Here is a 19,107-nt window from a genome sequence, read left to right on the forward strand (position 1 = left end):
GCACTACCGTGCTTCCGGCCCCGGAATGCAACTATTTACCGCATAATCACGGCATGACCGACGACCGCATCATCGGCGCCGGCGCCACCCGCGAGGATGACGCCGCCGACGCCAGCATCCGCCCCAAGCGCCTGGCCGACTATCTCGGCCAGGCCCCGGTGCGCGAGCAGATGGAGATCTACATCGAAGCGGCCAAGGGGCGTGGCGACGCGCTCGACCACGTGCTGATCTTCGGGCCGCCCGGCCTGGGCAAGACCACGCTCAGCCACGTCATCGCCAACGAACTGGGCGTGGCCCTGCGGGTGACCTCCGGCCCGGTGATCGAGAAGGCCGGCGACCTCGCCGCACTGCTGACCAACCTGCAGCCGCACGACGTGCTGTTCGTGGACGAGATCCACCGCCTGTCGCCGGTGGTCGAGGAAGTGCTGTACCCGGCGATGGAAGACTTCCAGATCGACATCATGATCGGTGAGGGCCCCGCGGCCCGTTCGATCAAGATCGACCTGCCGCCGTTCACCCTGATCGGTGCCACCACCCGCGCCGGCCTGCTGACCGCGCCGCTGCGCGACCGCTTCGGCATCGTCCAGCGGCTGGAGTTCTACAGCGTCGAAGAGCTGACCCGGATCGTGCGCCGCTCGGCCACCATCCTCGGCATCGACTGCACCGCCGATGGCGCCGGCGAGATCGCGCGCCGCGCGCGCGGCACCCCGCGTATCGCCAACCGCCTGCTGCGCCGCGTGCGCGACTATGCGCAGGTGAAGGCGGGCGGCCACATCGACGAGGCCGTGGCGCAGGCCGCGATGAAGATGCTCAAGGTTGATCCGGAAGGCTTCGACGAGCTCGACCGGCGCCTGCTCAAGACCCTGGTCGACTACTTCGATGGCGGCCCGGTCGGGATCGAGTCGCTGGCCGCGGCGCTGTCCGAGGAGCGCGGCACGCTGGAAGACGTGGTCGAGCCGTACCTGATCCAGCAGGGCTTCCTGGTGCGCACCGCGCGCGGCCGCATGGCCACCCACAAGGCCTACCGGCACATGGGCCTGAAGCCGAAGAACCCGCCGCAGGACCTGTTCGCGGAGGTTCCCGATGTCGGTTGAGCCACTATTCAGTTGGCCGACACGCATTTACTGGGAAGATACCGACGCAGGCGGCGTGGTCTACCACGCCCGCTACGTGGCCTTCATGGAACGGGCCCGGACCGAATGGATGCGTGCGCTCGGCTACGGCCAGGAGCGCATGCGCGCCGAGCACGGGATGGTCTTCGCAGTGCGTTCGATGCAGATGGATTTCATCAGGCCGGCACGGCTGGATGACACCCTGCAGGTGAGCGCCCGCCTGGTCCAGCTGAAGAAGGCCAGCATGGTCTTCGACCAGCAGATCCTGCGCGACGGCGAGCTGCTGCTGTCGGCCCAGGTCCGCATCGCCGCACTGGAAGCGGCCAGTTTCCGCCCGCGTGGCATGGACGAGGCCGTCCTTGCCATGCTGCAACCCCACCTCCACCCCGAATCCGAACACTGAGGAACAACGGATGATCGCAACGCTCCTGGCCCTGCAGGCCACGGTCACCGAGGCACTGCCGGCCGACGTCAGCAACGCCGCGACACAGACCCTTGCCCAGGCCACCACCGGCGGCGGCATCAACTACCTCGAACTGATGGCCAAGGCCAGCCTGCCGGTGAAGATCATCGTGCTGCTGCTGCTGGTCGGCTCGTTCGTCAGCTGGGTGATCATTTTCCGCAAGGCCCGCGTGTTCAAGCAGGCCACCCGCGAAGCCGACGAGTTCGAGAACCGCTTCTGGTCCGGCGCCGACCTGGGCAAGCTGTACAGCGCCGCCACCGACCGCAGCCGCAGCGTGACCGGCCTGGAAGCCATCTTCGAAGCCGGTTTCCGTGAGTACACCCGCCTGCGCGACAAGCGCCGCCTGGATGGCCGTGCGCAGCTGGAAGGCGCGCAGCGCGCCATGCGCACCACCTACACCCGCGAAGTGGACCAGCTTGAGCGCAACCTGGAACTGCTGGCCAACATCGGTTCGACTGCCCCGTACGTGGGCCTGGTCGGTACCGTGTTCGGCATCATGGTGACCATGCACGACATGATCAGCAGCGGTGCGCAGGCCGGTATCGCCGCCGTCGCGCCAGGCATCTCCGAAGCCCTGTTCGCCACCGCCATCGGCCTGTTCGTGGCGATCCCGGCGGTGTGGGCCTACAACCGCTTCACCACCCGCGTGGAGCGCATGTCGGTGCGGTTCGAGACCTTTGCCGAAGAGTTCAGCTCCATCCTGCAGCGCCAGAGCGCTGGCGACGAGTAAGCGCCTGACCCGGGAGTCCAAGCCATGTCCGCTGCCATCGGTCGCCGCAAGCGCCGCAAGCTGAAATCGGAAATCAACGTCGTTCCCTACATCGACGTCATGCTGGTGCTGCTGATCATCTTCATGGTCACCGCGCCGCTGCTCACCCTGAGCTTCGACGTCGACCTGCCGCAATCCAACGCCAAGGCGCTGGAAAGCAAGCAGGACCCGGTGATCGTCTCGGTGCGCCAGGACGGCCAGCTCAGCCTGAAGCTGCCCGATGCCAAGGAACCGACCGCCGTGTCGGCCGAGGAACTGGAAGGCCGCCTGGCAGGCATCGCCGCCCAGGACAAGGGCGTGCGCGTGATCGTCGCCGCCGACCGCGCCGTGGCCTATGAAAAGGTCATCGCCGCGATGGATGTGATCAAGCGCGCCAAGGTAGACAAGGTAGGCCTGGCCACCGATGCACGCTGACGCCCTGCCACCTCCACAGCAGCGCGAACCCGGCTGGGGCCTGCCCTTGGCGCTGGCGTTGCTGGTGCACCTGCTGGTCGCGCTGGTCTTCATCGTGGCCTGGTTCTGGTCGCCCGAGCGCAACACCGACGCCGCCGCCGGTGATCCGTCGGTGGAGGCCAGCCTGGCGCTGTCCGCGTCCGAGGCGTCCGCCGCCCGCCAGGCCCTGCGCCAGTCCGAAAAGCTGGAGGACCTGCCGCCGCCGGTGGCCGAGCCGATCCCGGTGCCGGAAGACACCGTTCCGCCGCCGCAGCCGATTCCCGAGCCGCGCCCACAGGACGCCCCCACGCCGCAGCAGCAACAGGCGCAGGAGCGCGTCGCGCAGCCGGATACCAAGGACCAGGAAGCGGTAAGTGCGCTGGCCATCTCGCAGGAGAAGGCCAGGCAGGAGCAGGAAGCCAAGCGCCGCCAGGAGCAGATCGACCTGACCGAACGCAAGCGCCAGGAAGAGGCCGAGCAGAAGCTGCGCCTGGCCAAGCAGCAGGAAGAAGACGCGAAGAAGAAGCTGGCCGATCAGGCGCGTCAGGCCGCGGACAAGGCCGAGGCCGAGAAGCAGAAGAAGATCGCCGAGATCCGTGCCCGTCGTGAGCAGGCCGAGAAGGAAGCCAAGCTGGCCGAGCAGAAGCTGCGCCAGGTGGCTGCTGCGCGCAATGCCGCCGGCAGTGCCGCAGCCGGTTCCAGCGGAGCGTCCCAGCCGGCTGCCGGTGGTGGTGGCAACAGCGATGATCTTTCGGCCAAGTACGCCGCGGCGATCCAGGCCAAGGTGCTGTCGCAGTGGGTGCGGCCGGACACGGTGCCGCTGGGCCAGCGCTGCCAGATCACCATCACCCAGATTCCGGGTGGCACGGTGATGCAGGCCAAGGTCAGCCCGAACTGCCCGTACGACGAGGCCGGCAAGCGTTCGATCGAGGCCGCCGTGCTCAACGCGCAGCCCCTGCCGTACCGTGGCTTCGAGTCGGTGTTCGCACGCACGCTCAACTTCACTTTTACTGCCCAGGATCGCTGAGGCAGCCGGCCAGGGAGGCTCTCGGGCCAACCGCGCCCACCGTTGTCGCGCTTGCCTCTGGTGTGCTCGGTTTCGACCGGGCAGGCTGTGGGCTGCTGTCGAACACCGTCCTCCGGGGCGGCGTGACCAGGGCAGACGGTGCGATGTTAGCCACGACGTTAACGGTGCGTGAGAAGACGGGCTGGAACTGACCCGGAATTCACGTACCCTTGGTTCATGATTGCGAAGCGGTTCACTCCCGCTTTGTTATCCCTCGTTCCGGTTTCCCCTTATTGAGCGCTCCATGAAAAAGATGCCTCGCTGGCTTGCCGTGTTTGCGGCCCTGTTGCTGCCCTTTGCTGCCGTCGCGCAGCAGAAGGGGCTGGATATCGACATCATCGGCGGCAATGCCTCCGCGCTGCCGATCACCATCGTGCCGATGCCCTATCAGGGTTCGTCGGCCGCTCCGCAGACCGACGTCGCCGGCGTGGTCCGTGCCGATCTGGAGCGTTCGGGCCAGTTCCGCACGCTGCCGGAAGCGCAGATCGTCGAGAAGCCCGTGCGGGGGGGGGATATTCAGTTCGCGACCTGGCGCGCGCTGAAGCAGAACTACATCGTGGTCGGCCGCGTGCTTGATGCCGGTGCGGGTGCCTACCGCGTCGAGTACGAACTGTTCGACGTGCCCAAGGGCGAGCGCCTGCTGGGCCTGGCGATGACCGCCCGTGGCAACGCCATGCGCGACGTTGCCCACCAGATGGCCGACGCCATCTACGAAAAGATCACCGGTGTGCGCGGCGCCTTCTGGACCCGCATCGCCTACGTGACCGCCAGTGGCAAGGGCGACGCCATGCGCTACGCGCTGATGGTGGCCGATTCCGATGGCTTCAACCCGCAGACCATCGTGCGCTCGGCCGAGCCGCTGCTGTCGCCGTCGTGGAGTCCGGATGGCAGCAAGCTGGCCTACGTCAGCTTCGAGCGTGGCAATTCGGCCATCTACATCCAGAACATCGGCACTGGAGCGCGCGAGCTGGTCACCAGCTTCCGCGGCATCAACAGCGCCCCGGCGTTCTCGCCGGATGGCCGCAAGCTGGCCCTGACCCTGTCGCGCTCCGGTAACCCGGAAATCTACGTGATGGACCTGGGCAGCAAGCAGCTGACCCAGCTGACCAACCACTTCGCCATTGATACCGAGCCGACCTGGGCACCGGACGGCAGCGCGGTGTACTTCACCTCCGATCGCGGCGGCCGTCCGCAGGTCTACAAGGTCGGTGCCGGTGGCGGCAGCGCCGAGCGCGTCACCTTCCAGGGCAACTACAATGCCAAGCCCTCGGTGTCCTACGATGGCAAGAAGATCGCCGTCGCCCAGGGCTCGGGCAACAGCTACAAGATCGCGATGATGGACAGCTCGCTGGGGTCGCCCCGCTGGAGCACGCTGTCCCCGGGTTCGCTGGATGAATCTCCGAGCTTTGCGCCCAACGCAAGCATGGTGCTGTACGCCGCCCGCGAAGGTGGCCGTGGTGTGTTGTATGCCGTTTCGGCCGATGCGCGGGTTCGCCAGCGCCTGGTCCTGGCCGACGGTGATGTGCGCGAACCGGCATGGTCCCCATACCGTACCCAGCGCTAAAAGAGTGTTAATATTTTCGTTGTCTTGAACCCCTCATCGGCTTAGGAGCCACAAAGGTATCGCCATGAACAAGTCCACCCGCGTTCTGCTTGTTTCCCTGCTGTCTGTGGCCGTCCTGGCCGGTTGCTCGAAGAAGGTGAAGGAAGAGCCGGCAGCCCCGGTCGACACCGGCACCTCGACCACCACCCCGACCGGTCCGTCGACCTCCGGCCTGTACGGCCCGGGCGACCTGGACACCGACGCCTGCCTGCGCCAGCGCGTTGTCTACTTCGACCTGGACAAGGAAGACGTGAAGCCGGAATTCCAGGCCATCATGGCGTGCCACGCCAAGTACCTGCGTGACCGTCCGTCCTCGCGCATCACCCTGCAGGGCCACACCGACGAGCGCGGTTCGCGCGCGTACAACCAGGCCCTGGGTGAGCGTCGTGGCAACGGCGTCAGCTCGGCCCTGCAGGCCAACGGTGGTTCGGCTTCGCAGCTGACCGTCGTGTCCTACGGTGAAGAGCGTCCGGTCTGCACCGAGTCGAACGAGTCGTGCTGGTCGCAGAACCGTCGCGTCGAAATCGTCTACACCGCGCAGTAATCCATGCGCATTGGCATCAAACTGATGCTGGTCGTTGCGGCAGCCCTTGTGGCTGCCGCACCGGCGCACGCACAGCGACAGAGCCTGGCTGACCGTGTCGGCGCGCTCGAGCAGCAGATGTACAACAACAGTGCCAACCAGGACCTGTTGAACCAGATCAATCAGCTGCGGCAGCAGGTCACCAGCCTGCAGGCCTCGATCGAGCAGTTGCAGCATGACAACGCCCAGCTCAAGCAGTCCGCCCAGGATCAGTACCTGGATCTGGACAGCCGCCTGAACCGGTTGGAAGGGGGCAACGCCGCCCCGGCCCTGCCGCCCGTTCCGGCGAGCGCGCCGAAGGCCGCACCGGCCCCGGCAAAACCCGCAGCGGCGGCCACTTCCGAGCGGCCGCCTTCGGTCCATGGTGATGCTGGCAGCCTTGCCGCCACCGGCGATGAGCGCACCTCCTACAACGTTGCCTTCGATGCGTTGAAGGCCGGCAGGTACGACGATTCGGCGCAGCTGTTCCTGAGCTTCCTGGAGTTGTACCCGAACGGCGTGTACGCGCCGAACGCGCTGTACTGGCTGGGCGAGAGCTACTACGCCACCCGCAATTTCCCGATGGCCGAGACCCAGTTCCGAGAGCTGCTCTCGCGCTATCCGACCCACGACAAGGCCGCGGGCGGCCTGCTCAAGATCGGCCTCTCGCAGTACGGCGAGGGAAAGGTCGACCAGGCCCAGCAGACGCTGGAGACCGTCGTGGCGCAGTACCCCGGCTCGGACGCCGCGCGCACCGCGCAGGACCGTCTGCAGTCCATCCGCCTGGGCAGGCAGATCCGCTGATCCGCTGATCCGCTGGGCGGGCGTACAATAGGTGCCCTGTAGAGCCGAGCCCACGCTCGGCTGCTTTCGTTTCCGGACCAGCAAAGCCGTCCGGTTGCTGTTGTAGAGCCGAGCCATGCTCGGCTGCTTTCGTTACCGGCCACGGTAGCCCACCCGCCACGTGTCCCACCAAGAAGTACCCGCCATGACCGCCGTTACCCCGTCAAACGCCGTCGCCACCCCCAGCGACATCGTGCAGTCGCCGCTGCCGCGCCTGAAGATCACCGAGATCTTCACCTCGCTGCAAGGCGAGGCCGATACCGCCGGCTGGCCGACCGTGTTCGTGCGCCTGACCGGCTGCCCGCTGCGCTGCCAGTACTGCGACACCGCCTATGCCTTCCACGGCGGCACCTGGTGGGACATCGACGACATCGTGGCCGAGGTGCTGGCCCAGGGCGTCCGCCACGTCTGCGTGACCGGCGGCGAGCCGCTGGCGCAGAAGCGCTGCCTGGTGCTGCTGCAGAAGCTGTGCGATGCGGGCATGGATGTCTCGCTGGAAACCTCCGGCGCGCTGGATGTCAGTGCAGTGGACCCGCGCGTGTCGCGCGTGGTCGACATCAAGACGCCGGGCTCGGCCGAAGCCGTCCGCAATCGCCTGGAAAACCTGCCGCTGCTGACCGTCCGCGACCAGATCAAGTTTGTCATCTGCAACCGCGAGGACTACGACTGGGCCAAGGCCATGGTCGCCGAGCACGGCCTGGTGAAGCGCTGCACGGTGTTCTTCTCGCCGAGCAAGAGCGAGATCAGCGCGCGGCAGCTGGCCGACTGGATCGTTGAAGACCGGTTGCCGGTGCGCTTCCAGATGCAGTTGCATAAAATCCTGTGGAACGACGAGCCGGGCCGATGAGCCGGCATGGCGTTCCCTGATGTACCTCCGGCGCGGGACAGCGTGCTGGCTTTCCCCTCCCAACCGGATGTTTTTCCCATGAAGAAGGCAGTCGTGCTTCTCTCCGGCGGCATGGATTCAGCCGCCGTCATCGCCATGGCCCAGGAACAGGGCTTCGCCGTGCATGCCTTGAGCGTGCGCTATGGCCAGCGCCATACCTCCGAACTGGATGCAGCGGCGCGCGTCGCCAAGGCCCAGGGCGTGGTCGCGCACAAGGTGGTCGACGTCGACCTGCGCAGCATCGGCGGCTCGGCGCTGACCGATGACATCGACGTACCGGAGGCGGGCGGTGCCGGCATTCCGGTCACCTACGTGCCGGCGCGCAATACCATCATGCTGTCGCTGGCCCTGGGCTGGGCCGAAGTGCTCGGCGCCAACGACATCTTCTGCGGCGTCAACGCCGTCGACTACTCCGGCTACCCGGACTGCCGCCCCGAGTTCGTGGCCGCGTTCCAGGCGCTGGCCAACCTCGCCACCAAGTCGGGTGTGGAGGGCGCGGGCATCAAGGGGCACGCGCCGCTGCAGTTCCTCAGCAAGGGCCAGATCGTCAGCGAAGGCGTGCGCCTGGGCGTGGACTTCGGCCTGACGGTGTCCTGCTACAACGCCGACGCCAACGGCGCCGCCTGCGGTCATTGCGATGCCTGCCGCCTGCGCGCGCAGGGCTTTGCCGAGGCCGGCGTGCCCGACCCCACGCTGTACGCTTGAGGTAATGGGGGCGATGTCCCCCCGTGGTGGGTGCGAATCGTTGGTTCGCACTCCCTGTTCCGCCGCTACCGGCGGCTGCAGTCTGGTAGTGCCGGCCGCTGGCCGGCAGCCTCATCAGGCAACCACCCCGATGCCTCGATGAAGGCCCGCACCGCCTCCGGATCGGCGTAATCCAGCTCGATCATCCGCGCGATCCCCGCCTTCTCATCGGCCTGCCGCCGCATGTACTCCTGCGCTATGCGATACCCGGCGTAGTACCCCAGATCACTCACCCCGAACGGATTGCGGGCGCTGTTGTAGAGCCAGTTGTCGAGGTTGTCCCCGCTCATCTCGGCAATGAACCGCGTGCGGATCTCCGCTTCGTGCGCGGGCCCGTAGGCATACAGCGGCAACGCCGGCCGACGCCCGCTCAGCCGCTCGGCCACGTACTCGGCCACACCCTCGCGCACCACGTACTGGGCAAGACTGCCGGTGGTCTCGCGCTGCTGGGTGTGCACGTACTCATGCAGGTTGTTCTGCGCGTTGTTCGCGCCCGGCCGGCTGTCGTAGAAGATCCGCAGGCGGTCGCGCATCTTCGCCGGCAGCTCGCTCACGTCCACGCGCTCATCGCCCAGCGCCATCTCCGCGCCGATCAGTACCTTGTCATCCAGCGTGGTGCCACCGGTGCGCAGCACGCCCACCGCATAGGTGATGGTGGCCGGGCGCAGGGCAGGGTAGAGCGCACGGAAGGCGACAAGATCGCGCTCCAGCGTGGCACTGGCCTGCTGTGCGTTGGCGGTGAGCGGCCGCACCGATGTCCAGAAGCGCGGCCACGCGTTCATGGCCTCGGCGTATTCGCGGGCGGTGTAGTTGCGCACCTGCATCAGCGCATGCAGTCCCGGGCTGCCCGGATCGATGTAGCGCTGCTGGACCAGCGCCACCCGGCGCTCGGCATCGGGTTCGGCGCGCACCGCGTCATAGGTGGCCCAGAAGCGGGCGATGTCGTCGGTGACGACCTGGGGCGGCGAAGCCAATGCTGTGTAGGGCAGCAGGGCGGCAAGCAGGCTGACGATCAGACGCATCCATGGCTCCAGAAAGGACCCCAGATGGGATGCGCCAGTGGCGCCAAAGGTTTAATCCCGCTGGTAGTGCCGGCCGCTGGCCGGCAACCCCGACACACCGGGGTTCCACGCGACCGGCCAAAATAGGGTAGAATGCCCACCCCGCCGAAAGGCCGGGGCAATGCACCGGGCCGTTAGCTCAGTCGGTAGAGCAGAAGACTTTTAATCTTTTGGTCGAAGGTTCGAATCCTTCACGGCCCACCAATTGCATCAATGATCCAGGTCATTCAAAAAGGCACCGCCAAGCGGTGCCTTTTTTGTTGCTTGTGCCAACCCCTACTTGGTCTTGGCACCCTGCGCTCGCGCCGTCTCGCGCTCCGCCGCTGCCTGTGCGGCAGAGGCCGCTGCATTGGCGGCCCGCTCGGCCGCGGCACGATCCGCACCGAACCGCGCCTGTCGTTGGACGCTGTAGGTGCGCTCCAGTTCCAGTGAGGCAAGGAAACTGTCGGGATGCTTCGCGGCGCAGGCCTGCTGCACAAGTTGCACAGCGCGATCGGACAGGCCAGGCTGAATGTTGCTGAGCAGGCAATCGGCGTACGGTACGGATGCAACGGGGCCAGCAGCCAGTGCGGCAACGATCACGAGATTCAACATGCAAACCTCCTTGCAGGCTTCGATGGGACTCGGGGTCGGTCCGGCCCCAGTATGGTCCAGTTCGTGGCACCGCGGCATCTACTCCGGCCGCACATCCCGGCACACCAGTTCCGCCAGCCCGCGGACGGCAAAGAACAGCCCTTCAACCACGCTGGCATCCAGATGCCGGTCCGGCGTGGCCATTGCCCGGCAGCGGTCGGCGGCGTGCAGCATTTCCGCCACGGTCAGCATGCCGATGGCGGCCCGTTCCACCCGCGACAGGGCAACCCCGCGCCCTGCGGAAATGCGGGCTTCAGGCCAGGGGAGGCCATCGGCGCCTTCGCCCGCGCGGATGCGTTTGAGGCAGCCCAGAAACGTGCTCAGTTCGGGTGAAGGGTTGTCGTCGTCATCGTGGGTGCTGGCGGTATCTGAAGCATAGGGCGGACGCTGGGTCATGTCGGCTTCCTCGGCGCTGGGGTGGGAATGCCACCGCGCAGGGCGGGTGGCGGGCGATGCGTGGCTGCAAGCCGGAATGACATCACGCAGTAACCGGCGGGCCCGAAGGCCCCCACGCACCGCCCACCATGAAGGCCGACGGATCACCCGCCGGCACGGTCCAAGGACAGTGTCGGCGGGTGAGCGCAAACAACAGCGTGAATGTCATTGCGGGCTTGCAGGCCCGCCGCCACCCGTTGTCGGTGGCGCTGCATGGTGTTTACGCACGCGCTTGGATTTCAATGAGGATTCTCCGAAGAGAAATGCGGAAACCAGGCACGCGACGATGGTGGCGCAGGCGCATCTGGTGCAGCAAGCGACAGCACGCGACGTGTTCATGCTTGCGCCCAGCCTATCGCGTTGGAAAATGTCGGAATCTGCTGGCGGCGGCGACTATGCCGTGATGTATCACGTGGATAGTTGGCGTGATTATCGCCTGTAGTGGTGGCACGACCCGCGAGTCATGTCCTCAAATATCGGTGCATTTGCGACGACCATGGGGCTAACGTCCGCGCCTGGGTGAGGTGTTGTAGAGCCGAGCCATGCTCGGCTGCGGTTTGCACCAAGGCCTAGCCGAGCGTGGGCTTGGCTCTACAGTGATCCATCCAAGCATGGCGTGGAACTACGCATCTGGCAGGCATGTTGAGCGCGCCGAAGCAGCCAATGCCTGCGGCCTGACGCTATGCTCGGCATCTTTCCCAGGGTGGGTTTTCCCATGCGCCTCATCGTGCTGTCGCTGTTGTTGTCCGCTGTCTCCGTCGCGCCGTTGATGGCTGCCGAACCGGCCTCGTCCGCACAACCAGCGGCCGCCACCCCGCTGGTCATCGGCGAAACCTTCACCATCGAGTCGAAGGCGCTGGGCGAAACCCGCCGCATCAATGTCTACCGCCCGCAGCCGTGGGGCCTGGATCCGAAGGTGCCGCTGCCGGTGCTGTACATGGCCGATGGCGGCATCGGCGAGGACTTCCTGCATGTGGCCGGGCTGGTGCAGGTGCTGAGCGGCAACGGCAGCATGCGCCCGTTCCTGCTGGTCGGCATCGAGAACACCGAGCGCCGTCGTGACATGACCGGCCCGAGCAGCGATCCGCAGGACCAGAAGATCGCGCCACGCATTGGTGGATCGGCGGCCTATCGCAGCTTCCTGCGCGACGAACTGATGCCGCAGGTACGCCATCGCTACCCGACCACCGACGAGCGCGCGCTGATCGGTGAATCGCTGGCCGGCCTGTTCGTGGTCGAGACGCTGCTGCAGGAGCCAACGTTGTTCAACAGCTACATCGCGCTGGACCCCAGCCTGTGGTGGAACCGTGGCGCAATGCTGGCCGGCGCAGCCAAACAGCTGCCGGCGGTGACGCGTGCGCAGCCGCGCGTATTCCTGGCCAGCAGTGGGCAGCTGGAGCTGGCCGCATCCACTGCACGACTGGCCGAGTTGCTGCAGCAGGCTTCGCCGTCGCCGCTGGTGAAGTACCTGCCGTTGCCGGAAGAAACCCACGCTACGATCTATCATCCGGCCGCATTGCAGGCGATGCGCACACTGTTCCCGGCGCCGCCGGCCTCGCCCTGACCGCACTGGCAGTGGATTGCGCACCATGCAAGGATGCGGCAGCGGCGCCATCCGGTGCGCCGCCCGCAATGGGAGCGTGTGGATGCAGCGTGTGCGTGGATGGAGTGTGGCGGCCTGCCTGGCCGTGAGTGGCTGTGCGATGTCGGTGGCGCCGCCGGCAGCGCAGAGTGAAGCGAAGGAGAGCCCGGCCGCCGCTGTGTCGGGTGTGGTGCTGCCGGATACCGAAGCGCTGCGCGTGCACGATCCGGTGGGCCGCGATTACCCGATCTGGGTAGCGCTGCCGGCTGACTACGCTGCGCATCCGGAGAAACGCTACCCGGTGCTGTATGTGACCGACGCGCTGTACAGCTTCCCGCTGGTGCGCAGCGTGCGCAACATGGTGGGGCAGAAGGGCGTCAACATCGAGGATTTCATCCTGGTCGGGCTGCCGCCGCAGGAAGGCTTGACGTCCAAGCAGAGCCGCTCGCGCGATTACACGCCCAGCGATCCGATGCGCACCGATCCGCGTGACTACAGCGACGACGTCAGCTACGGCGGCGCGGCACATTACCGCGATTTCCTCGCCGAGCGCGTACTGCCGCTGATCGATGCACGCTACCGCACCGATCCGTCGCGGCGCGCCTATGCCGGTCATTCCTATGGCGGCCTGTTTGGCGCCTACGTGCTGACCACGCGCCCGGACATGTTCCACAGCTACATCCTGTCAAGCCCGTCGCTGTGGTTCGACAACCATCGGGTGCCGCGCATGCAGGCCGAGGCCAAGGCGCCCACGCAGCCGACCACGGTGGTCCTGTCGATTGGCAGCTTCGAAACGGTGAAGCCGGAGCCGCGCTATTTCACCCGCAACGACATGCTGCGCCACAACGCCGAGTTCGCCGAGCAGCTGCGCGCCAGCGGGCATTCGTTGAAGGTGGAGAACATGGTGATCGACGACGAGGACCACTTCACCGTGTATCCGGACATGATCACCCGCGCGCTGCTGAAGGTGTTCCCGGGTACCGGACCGTACAGCAGCGGTTGAAGGTGGGCGCCATCCACGCATGGCGTCGATCTACTGCAAGAACCCGGTAGATCCACGCCATGTGTGGATCAACGCCTCACGCTGCCTGCGCGTCCGGCCCGATCAGTACGCCCACATCGGCGTGCCGGAAGCACAGGCGGATGGCGTCGAGCAGCTCGCTCATGTTGTAGGGCTTGGGCAGGAAATGAATGCCGTCGCGCAGCTGCGGCAGCACCTGGTGCTGGTCCATGCCCGAAGTCACCAGGATCGGCAGCTGGGGATACAGGCCGCGGACCCGGTTGGCAGCTTCAATGCCGCTGATCGGGCCCAGGTTGACGTCGGTGAACAGCAGGTCGAAACGCTCACCTGCGGCCAGCAGGCCCAATGCTGCTTCGGCAGAGCTCACGCCCACCACGTGGCAGGCCTGGCTTTCCAGCGCAAGACGGCTCAGCTCGCGGGTTTCCTCTGCGTCCTCGATCAGCAGGACGCGGGGTTCAACGTGGCGCTTGGACAGCAACATGGCGCTACAGCTCCGGAAAGCAGCAATGAAAAGGCGCGCAAGTATGCGCAAGCCGGGGGTGATCCCGGCGTGCACGGCAGGCTAAGTGAGCGTTACAGCAGGCGCGGGCGTCGCTGGCGTACCTGCCAGGCCAGCACCGCCACCGCCAGCAGCGCGGCGCCGATACGCAGGCTGGTGGCCTGCCAGCCCAGCGCGACGGCGTCGTCGAGGTTGAACACGTTCCACGCCATGTTCATCGATACATGCAGCACCAGGCCGCACCACAGGGCGTCGCCGTCCAGATGGTCAAGCCAAGCGAAGATGAAGCCGCCCAGTGCGATGACCGCGCCGACGAACAGGGCAGTGCCGCCGCCGTCGAAGCCGCCGAAGCCCAGCCAGTGCACCCAACCGAACAGCAGCGCCTGCGGCAGCGCAAGCAGGGACCATGGGCCACGCATGAGCTTCACCAGCAGCACGAAGCCGAGGCCACGGAACAGCACTTCCTCGGCCAGTGGGAACAGCACGGCGAGCATCGTCGCATCGAGTGCGGTCAGTGCGGTGTTGGGCGTGCCCAGCACCGCCAGGCCCAGCCAGCAGGGCAGGCTGGCCAGCAGCACCCAAAACGGGCCGCGCCAGCCGTTCCCGTGCAGCCCCAGGCTGGCCATCAGGCCCACCCCACGCGGGCGCAGCAGTGCGGCCAGGAGCAGCGCCAGCAGGACGGCCAGTGCGTTGTCCAGCAGGCTGCCGCCGTAGGGCATAGGCAAGGCGGGAATCGGCGCGCCTGCGGCCGCAGCGACATCGCGCAGATTCAGGCCAACGCCGACGCCGAGCAGCACCAGCAGCAGGCGCGCGGCGTCGGGCAGGCGGGACAGGACGGTCATGCACGCACTCCCTGCGGAACCAGCGTGCAGTGTGGAAGGCGGCCGGGACGCTGGCACGCGCCGGAAGTCTGTGTGCCATCGGTCATGTGTTGCCGCACAGTCATCGGTGGGCAGGTAGAGTCGTTGCCAGACCTTCAGGAGCCATGCCCATGCTGTGCCCCGTGTGCAAGACCCAGACCCTGCAGATGGCCGAGCGCCATGGCATCGAGATCGATTACTGCCCCGGCTGCCGTGGCGTGTGGCTGGACCGTGGCGAGCTGGACAAGATCATCGAACGCGCCGGCGCTGCGCTGCCGCCGCCGGCACCTGTGCAGGCGCAGCCGGCGACCACGCCGCCGCCGGTGATGCATCGTGATACCCGCCACTTGGGCCAGCGCTACGAGGACAACCGGGGCCACGGATACAAGAAAAAGAAAAAAGACAGCTTCCTGTCTGAGTTGTTCGATTTCTAGTTTGTAGCGTCGAGCCATGCTCGACTGGATGTTGCCGCCTATAGTCGAGCAAGCTCGACTCTACATGGAGCGCGTGATCACGTCCGCCGCAGGATGAACTCGCGGTCGCGCGTATCCCCGACGATGAAGTCGTACTCGCCGACCTTGCTGCAGCCATAACGCGCGTAGAAGCGCTGCGCGCCGAAGTTCTCCTCCCAGACGCCCACCCACAGGGTGCGGCGGTGCGGTTGGTCCAGCCAGGCCATGAACGCGTCCATCAGGCGTGCACCATGGCCGCCGTTCTGGTGTGCGGCCAGGATGTAGAACCGCTTCAGTTCGATGTCGCCTTCGCGGGCCTCGGCATGCGGCAGGGTGTTGGCACCAGCAGCCAGGTAGCCGACCACGTTGTCGCCGTCCACCAGCAGCCAGATCGCGCTGCGCGGGTCGGACAGTTCGGCGCGCTGCGGTTCGCTGCTGTAGTGCGCCTGCAGGAAATCCTGCAGCTCCTGCGCCGGATACGAGTCGCCCCAGGTTTCGTTGTAGGTGGCAATCGCGATGGCCGACAGGGCGTCGACATCGGCAAGGGTGGCGCGGCGGATCTGCAGCGACATGGCGGAGCCTGCATTGGAACGTGGCGCAGTGTAGCCGGCCCCGGCGGCTGCCGGGGCTGGCCAATGCTCACGAACCGCTGCTCAGAACCACATGCGCACGCCCGCCACCCAGCGCGTGTCGCGTGCGTGGTCGCCAGCATGATCGGCGGTGTCGCCAAACGTGCGCTCGTGGCTGATGCCGATGTATGGCGCGAAACGGCGGCTGAACTCATAACGCAGGCGCAGCCCGGCTTCGACCTTGTTCAGTCCGCGACCAATGCCGTACTCCGGCTCATCCTTGGCTGCGACGGTGGCTTCCAGCAGCGGCTGCAGGATCAGGCGGTTGGTCAGCAGCACGTCGTACTCGACCTCGGCCTTGGCCAGCACCTGGCCACCGGAACCCATGTACAGCGTCGCCGAGCTTTCGAACTTGTACGGCGCCAGGCCCTGGATGCCGATGGCCGCCCAGGTGCGCGAGTCGGCCGGCCGGAAGTCCTGGCGCACGCCGATCAGCACGTCCCACCACGGCGATACGCTGCGACCATACAGTGCTTCCAGTGACGACGATTCCGTGCTGCCGCGGCTGCGTTCGCCATCGGTGCGCAACCACAGGCGGTTGATGTTGCCACCGATCCAGCCGGTGGCCTCCCAGGCCTGGCCGGTGCTGTTCTTGCCGTCCCAGTGTTCGAGGCGATCGATCAGCAGCAGGCTGTTGATCTGTGGTGCATGCTCCATCGCACCATGCGCGATCGGAGGGAAGGCGGCAGCGCGGTCGGCATCGGTGGGAACCGGGATCGGCTCGCGCGGTTCGATCGGTGCGGGCGTGCCGTGACCCATGGCGGCGTGATCCATCGTGGAATGGTCCATCGCCGCTGGCTGCATCGCGCCATGGTCCATCTTCGAGTGGTCCATCGTGGAGTGGTCCACGCCGGCCTGACCCGCCGCACCCATGTTCATCTTCGAATGATCCATCTTCGAATGATCGACCGGTTCGGCCGGGGTCTTCGCGGTCTTCGGCGGCGGGTCCATCGTGCCCATGTCATGCCCGGCATGCGACTGCGCGAACACCGGCAATGCGGTGGCCAGGCCCAGGGCCAGCAGGCCGGGGGAAAGCAGTGAGCGGCTCATTCTTCGATCCTCACTTCGCGCATCATGCCCGCTTCCATGTGGTACAGCAGATGGCAGTGGTAGGCCCAGCGACCGAGCGCATCGGCACGCACGCGGTAACTGCGGCGGGTGCCGGGTGGCATGTCGATGGTGTGCTTGCGCAGCTGGAATTCGCCCTGCGCGTTCTCCAGATCACTCCACACGCCGTGCAGGTGGATCGGGTGCTGCATCATGGTGTCGTTGACCAATACGATGCGCATGCGCTCGCCGTAGTTCAGTCGCAGCGGCTCGGCGCTGGCGAACGGAATGCCATCGAATGACCAGGAGAACTTCTCCATGTGGCCGGTCAGGTGCAGCTCGATCTCGCGGCTCGGCTCGCGGCCATCGGGGTCCTCGAACAGGCTGCGCATCGCGCCGTAGGTGAGTACCTGGCGACCGTTGTCGCGCAGGCCGATGCCGGGATCGTCCAGCTTCGGTTCGGTGGCCGAGCTCTGCATGTCCACCAGCGGGTTGTTGCGCTCACTGGCCGGGTGCTTCGGTGCCCTGCTGGCGGTATCGCCGTCGTGGCCCATGCTGGCGCCGCAGCCGCCTTCCATGCCCTTCATCGCGGCCATGTCATGGCCACCATGGCCACCACTGCCCATGTCGTGCCCCATGTCGCTCATCGTCAGCAACGGGCGTGGGTCGCGCGCGGGAATCGGTGCCTGCAGGCCATGGCGGACTGCCAGCGTTCCGGCGGCAAAGCCGGTACGGCCCATGTCCTGGCAGAAGATGGTGAACGCATCCTGCCCGGTCGGTTCCACCAGCACGTCGTAGGTTTCGGCCGGCGCGATGCGGAACTCGTCGATGCTGACCGGATGGATGTACTGGCCGTCGGCGGCGACCACGGTCATTTTCAGGCCGGGAATGCGCACGTCGAAGTAGGTCATCGAGGCGCCGTTGATGAAGCGCAGCAGCACTTTCTCGCCGTTGCGGAACAGCCCGGTCCAGTTGCCGGCCGGCGCGGTGCCATTCATCAGGTAGGTGTAGGTGTGGGCATTGATGTCGGAGATGTCGGTGGGCGTCATCCGCATCCGCCCCCACATGCCACGGTCGGACAACGCGGCCGACCAACCGTCGCGCTTCACGTCACGCAGGAAGTCGGGCAGGGTGCGCTTGTAGTAGTTGTCATGCTCGGCGAGCTTCTTCATGCGCCGGAACAGCGCGCCGGGGTCCATGTCGGTCCAGTCGGACAGCAGGATTACGTGCTCGCGGTCGTGGTGGTAGGGCGCCGGCTCGGCCGGGTCGATGATCAGCGCTCCGTAAAGGCCGGCCTGTTCCTGGAACATCGAGTGGCTGTGGTACCAGTAGGTACCCGACTGCTTCAGTTCGAAGTGGTAGTGGTAGGTCTCACCGGGGCCGATGCCATTGAAGCTCAGTCCCGGCACACCGTCCATGTTCGCAGGCAGCAGGATGCCGTGCCAATGGATCGAGGTCGGGTGGCGTTCCAGAGTGTTGCGCACGAACAGGTCCACGGTCTGGCCTTCGCGCCAGCGCAGGATCGGTGCCGGCAGCGATCCATTGACGGTGATCGCCGGACGGGTGCGGCCAGTGAAGTTGGCCAGCGATTCGCCGATGGCCAGTTCGATGCGGGGGTCGCTGAGCACGGCGGGGGCGCCGGCCAGGCGTGGGGCGGCCGTGGCGGCGGCGAGCGCGCGCTGCGGCACGCCGACAGCGGCGATGCCGGCAACCACGCCACCGGCGGCCAGGCCCTGCACGAACAGGCGGCGCGACGGCATGGGCACAGCGCCCGGACCGGGGGGAATGCGGGTATTCATGGTGGTGACTCCAGACACGTAAAGACGCCGGCAGGCGGCCGGCTGCGGTGCGCAGGGCGCACGGTGCGTGTGGAATCAGCCGATGGGAGGGCGTGAGATCGGCGGCAGCGGCGGCGCCGGCCGGCCGGTGGCCGGCATCGGCTGCGGGGCCAGCGACAGCGCCGGTCCGGCCATGAACGGCAACGGCTGCACCACCAGCAGCGGGTGCTGGGCGCAGCTGCGCACGCAGTCCTTGATCTGGCAGTGGGCGTCGTGGGCCGGGGCCTTGGCCTGCGGGGCCGGGTCGGCCTGCATGCCCGCGTGGTGGTGGCAGTCGGCAGTGCCGCCATCAACAGCCGCGGCTGCGGCGTGGGCCATCCGCCCCATTTCTTCGTGACCACGGGCCAGGGCCGCGTTCAGCCCGTTGAGCAACAGGCTGAGCATGAGCACGACGCGGAGCAGGGTTGAGGCCAGGGACATGACGCTAATCTAGCCGCAAGCGGACGCGGATGCACTTCCGGCTGAATGGCCGGTTCAAGATTGGACCTGCACCAGCGTAGAGCCGAGCCCACGCTCGGCTGCTGTTCGCGCAGAGGCAGCCGAGCGTGGGCTCGGCTCTACAGGGGCGCC

23 protein-coding genes and 1 tRNA gene are annotated in these 19,107 nt (G+C 66.7%); 15 read left to right on the top strand and 9 right to left on the bottom strand.

The features are described 5' to 3' along the window. Positions 1-53: 53 nt before the first annotated feature. The 10 genes from ruvB (at position 54) to queC (ending at position 8,441) form a co-directional block, all read left to right on the top strand. The gene (gene ruvB, locus HMPREF3114_RS01135) at positions 54-1,094 is read left to right on the top strand and encodes a Holliday junction branch migration DNA helicase RuvB (RefSeq protein WP_005418515.1); all 1,041 of its coding nucleotides are present in this window, start codon (positions 54-56) and stop codon (positions 1,092-1,094) included. Beyond that, positions 1,084-1,515 carry a tol-pal system-associated acyl-CoA thioesterase gene (ybgC, locus tag HMPREF3114_RS01140; RefSeq protein ID WP_005418514.1) on the top strand — a complete coding sequence of 144 codons (432 nt, stop codon included), beginning with the start codon at positions 1,084-1,086 and terminating at the stop codon, positions 1,513-1,515. Before ruvB ends, ybgC begins: the two co-directional genes overlap by 11 nt. A 10-nt stretch (positions 1,516-1,525) precedes the next feature. After that, entirely contained in the window at positions 1,526-2,305 is a 780-nt protein-coding gene (tolQ, locus tag HMPREF3114_RS01145) for a protein TolQ (protein WP_005410752.1), read from the top strand. 24 nt (positions 2,306-2,329) lie between these two features. Further along, positions 2,330-2,758, top strand: coding sequence for a protein TolR (gene tolR, locus HMPREF3114_RS01150; RefSeq protein WP_005410751.1), 429 nt, complete (start codon positions 2,330-2,332; stop codon positions 2,756-2,758). Further along, on the top strand, positions 2,748-3,803 hold the full coding sequence (tolA, locus tag HMPREF3114_RS01155; protein WP_053499379.1) for a cell envelope integrity protein TolA: 1,056 nt from the start codon (positions 2,748-2,750) through the stop codon (positions 3,801-3,803). The genes tolR and tolA overlap by 11 nt, the downstream gene beginning before the upstream one ends. Before the next feature lie 283 nt (positions 3,804-4,086). Continuing rightward, positions 4,087-5,406 carry a Tol-Pal system beta propeller repeat protein TolB gene (tolB, locus tag HMPREF3114_RS01160; protein ID WP_005418511.1) on the top strand — a complete coding sequence of 440 codons (1,320 nt, stop codon included), beginning with the start codon at positions 4,087-4,089 and terminating at the stop codon, positions 5,404-5,406. Positions 5,407-5,470: 64 nt separating this feature from the next. Beyond that, positions 5,471-5,989, top strand: a complete 519-nt coding sequence (gene pal, locus HMPREF3114_RS01165; protein WP_005418510.1) for a peptidoglycan-associated lipoprotein Pal — start codon at positions 5,471-5,473, stop codon at positions 5,987-5,989. A 3-nt stretch (positions 5,990-5,992) separates the two neighbouring features. After that, a complete protein-coding gene (ybgF, locus tag HMPREF3114_RS01170) occupies positions 5,993-6,811 on the top strand; it encodes a tol-pal system protein YbgF (RefSeq protein ID WP_053499377.1) in 819 nt (272 codons plus the stop codon). Positions 6,812-6,995: 184 nt separating this feature from the next. Further along, on the top strand, positions 6,996-7,697 hold the full coding sequence (queE, locus tag HMPREF3114_RS01175; protein WP_053499375.1) for a 7-carboxy-7-deazaguanine synthase QueE: 702 nt from the start codon (positions 6,996-6,998) through the stop codon (positions 7,695-7,697). A gap of 78 nt (positions 7,698-7,775) precedes the next feature. Beyond that, positions 7,776-8,441 (top strand): 7-cyano-7-deazaguanine synthase QueC, encoded by a 666-nt coding sequence (gene queC, locus HMPREF3114_RS01180; protein ID WP_070488799.1) that lies wholly within the window; start codon positions 7,776-7,778, stop codon positions 8,439-8,441. 65 nt (positions 8,442-8,506) lie between these two features. Here the strand turns inward: queC and HMPREF3114_RS01185 are convergent, their stop codons facing one another. Beyond that, on the bottom strand, positions 8,507-9,502 hold the full coding sequence (locus HMPREF3114_RS01185) for a DUF2268 domain-containing putative Zn-dependent protease (protein ID WP_053499370.1): 996 nt from the start codon (positions 9,500-9,502) through the stop codon (positions 8,507-8,509). 167 nt (positions 9,503-9,669) lie between these two features. Here HMPREF3114_RS01185 and HMPREF3114_RS01190 point away from each other — a divergent pair. After that, positions 9,670-9,745 (top strand) — tRNA-Lys (locus HMPREF3114_RS01190). A 72-nt stretch (positions 9,746-9,817) separates the two neighbouring features. Here HMPREF3114_RS01190 and HMPREF3114_RS01195 read toward each other — a convergent pair. Further along, positions 9,818-10,135 carry a hypothetical protein gene (locus HMPREF3114_RS01195; RefSeq protein WP_053499368.1) on the bottom strand — a complete coding sequence of 106 codons (318 nt, stop codon included), beginning with the start codon at positions 10,133-10,135 and terminating at the stop codon, positions 9,818-9,820. Positions 10,136-10,213: 78 nt separating this feature from the next. Then, entirely contained in the window at positions 10,214-10,570 is a 357-nt protein-coding gene (locus tag HMPREF3114_RS01200) for a hypothetical protein (RefSeq protein ID WP_053499365.1), read from the bottom strand. Positions 10,571-10,841: 271 nt separating this feature from the next. Between HMPREF3114_RS01200 and HMPREF3114_RS20835 the strand changes: the two genes are divergently transcribed. The 3 genes from HMPREF3114_RS20835 to HMPREF3114_RS01210 all read left to right on the top strand — a co-directional run bounded on the left by HMPREF3114_RS20835 (position 10,842) and on the right by HMPREF3114_RS01210 (position 13,194). Continuing rightward, positions 10,842-11,051 carry a hypothetical protein gene (locus HMPREF3114_RS20835; RefSeq protein ID WP_141750763.1) on the top strand — a complete coding sequence of 70 codons (210 nt, stop codon included), beginning with the start codon at positions 10,842-10,844 and terminating at the stop codon, positions 11,049-11,051. 273 nt (positions 11,052-11,324) lie between these two features. Then, complete coding sequence (locus tag HMPREF3114_RS01205; protein ID WP_053499363.1) at positions 11,325-12,173, top strand: alpha/beta hydrolase; 849 nt, start codon at positions 11,325-11,327, stop codon at positions 12,171-12,173. 82 nt (positions 12,174-12,255) lie between these two features. Then, positions 12,256-13,194, top strand: coding sequence for an alpha/beta hydrolase (locus HMPREF3114_RS01210; protein WP_053499361.1), 939 nt, complete (start codon positions 12,256-12,258; stop codon positions 13,192-13,194). A gap of 76 nt (positions 13,195-13,270) precedes the next feature. Here the strand turns inward: HMPREF3114_RS01210 and HMPREF3114_RS01215 are convergent, their stop codons facing one another. Further along, positions 13,271-13,693, bottom strand: a complete 423-nt coding sequence (locus HMPREF3114_RS01215; RefSeq protein WP_005418495.1) for a response regulator — start codon at positions 13,691-13,693, stop codon at positions 13,271-13,273. A gap of 92 nt (positions 13,694-13,785) precedes the next feature. Beyond that, complete coding sequence (locus tag HMPREF3114_RS01220; protein ID WP_070488802.1) at positions 13,786-14,553, bottom strand: CPBP family intramembrane glutamic endopeptidase; 768 nt, start codon at positions 14,551-14,553, stop codon at positions 13,786-13,788. A 149-nt stretch (positions 14,554-14,702) separates the two neighbouring features. On the opposite strand from HMPREF3114_RS01220, the gene HMPREF3114_RS01225 reads away from it, so the two are divergent. Next, a complete protein-coding gene (locus tag HMPREF3114_RS01225; RefSeq protein WP_053499357.1) occupies positions 14,703-15,005 on the top strand; it encodes a TFIIB-type zinc ribbon-containing protein in 303 nt (100 codons plus the stop codon). Positions 15,006-15,082: 77 nt separating this feature from the next. Here HMPREF3114_RS01225 and HMPREF3114_RS01230 read toward each other — a convergent pair whose 3' ends face one another. From HMPREF3114_RS01230 to HMPREF3114_RS01245, 4 genes are all read right to left on the bottom strand, one after another. After that, complete coding sequence (locus HMPREF3114_RS01230; protein WP_005418491.1) at positions 15,083-15,595, bottom strand: GNAT family N-acetyltransferase; 513 nt, start codon at positions 15,593-15,595, stop codon at positions 15,083-15,085. Between the two features lie 81 nt (positions 15,596-15,676). After that, positions 15,677-16,702 carry a copper resistance protein B gene (locus HMPREF3114_RS01235; protein WP_070488805.1) on the bottom strand — a complete coding sequence of 342 codons (1,026 nt, stop codon included), beginning with the start codon at positions 16,700-16,702 and terminating at the stop codon, positions 15,677-15,679. Then, positions 16,699-18,498 carry a copper resistance system multicopper oxidase gene (locus HMPREF3114_RS01240; RefSeq protein ID WP_053499353.1) on the bottom strand — a complete coding sequence of 600 codons (1,800 nt, stop codon included), beginning with the start codon at positions 18,496-18,498 and terminating at the stop codon, positions 16,699-16,701. Before HMPREF3114_RS01240 ends, HMPREF3114_RS01235 begins: the two co-directional genes overlap by 4 nt. 75 nt (positions 18,499-18,573) lie before the next feature. Continuing rightward, positions 18,574-18,957, bottom strand: a complete 384-nt coding sequence (locus HMPREF3114_RS01245) for a CopL family metal-binding regulatory protein (protein WP_005418474.1) — start codon at positions 18,955-18,957, stop codon at positions 18,574-18,576. Positions 18,958-19,107 lie beyond the last annotated feature (150 nt).

The sequence above is a fragment of the Stenotrophomonas sp. HMSC10F07 genome, from assembly GCF_001807895.1.
GTDB classification, from domain to species: domain Bacteria; phylum Pseudomonadota; class Gammaproteobacteria; order Xanthomonadales; family Xanthomonadaceae; genus Stenotrophomonas; species Stenotrophomonas sepilia.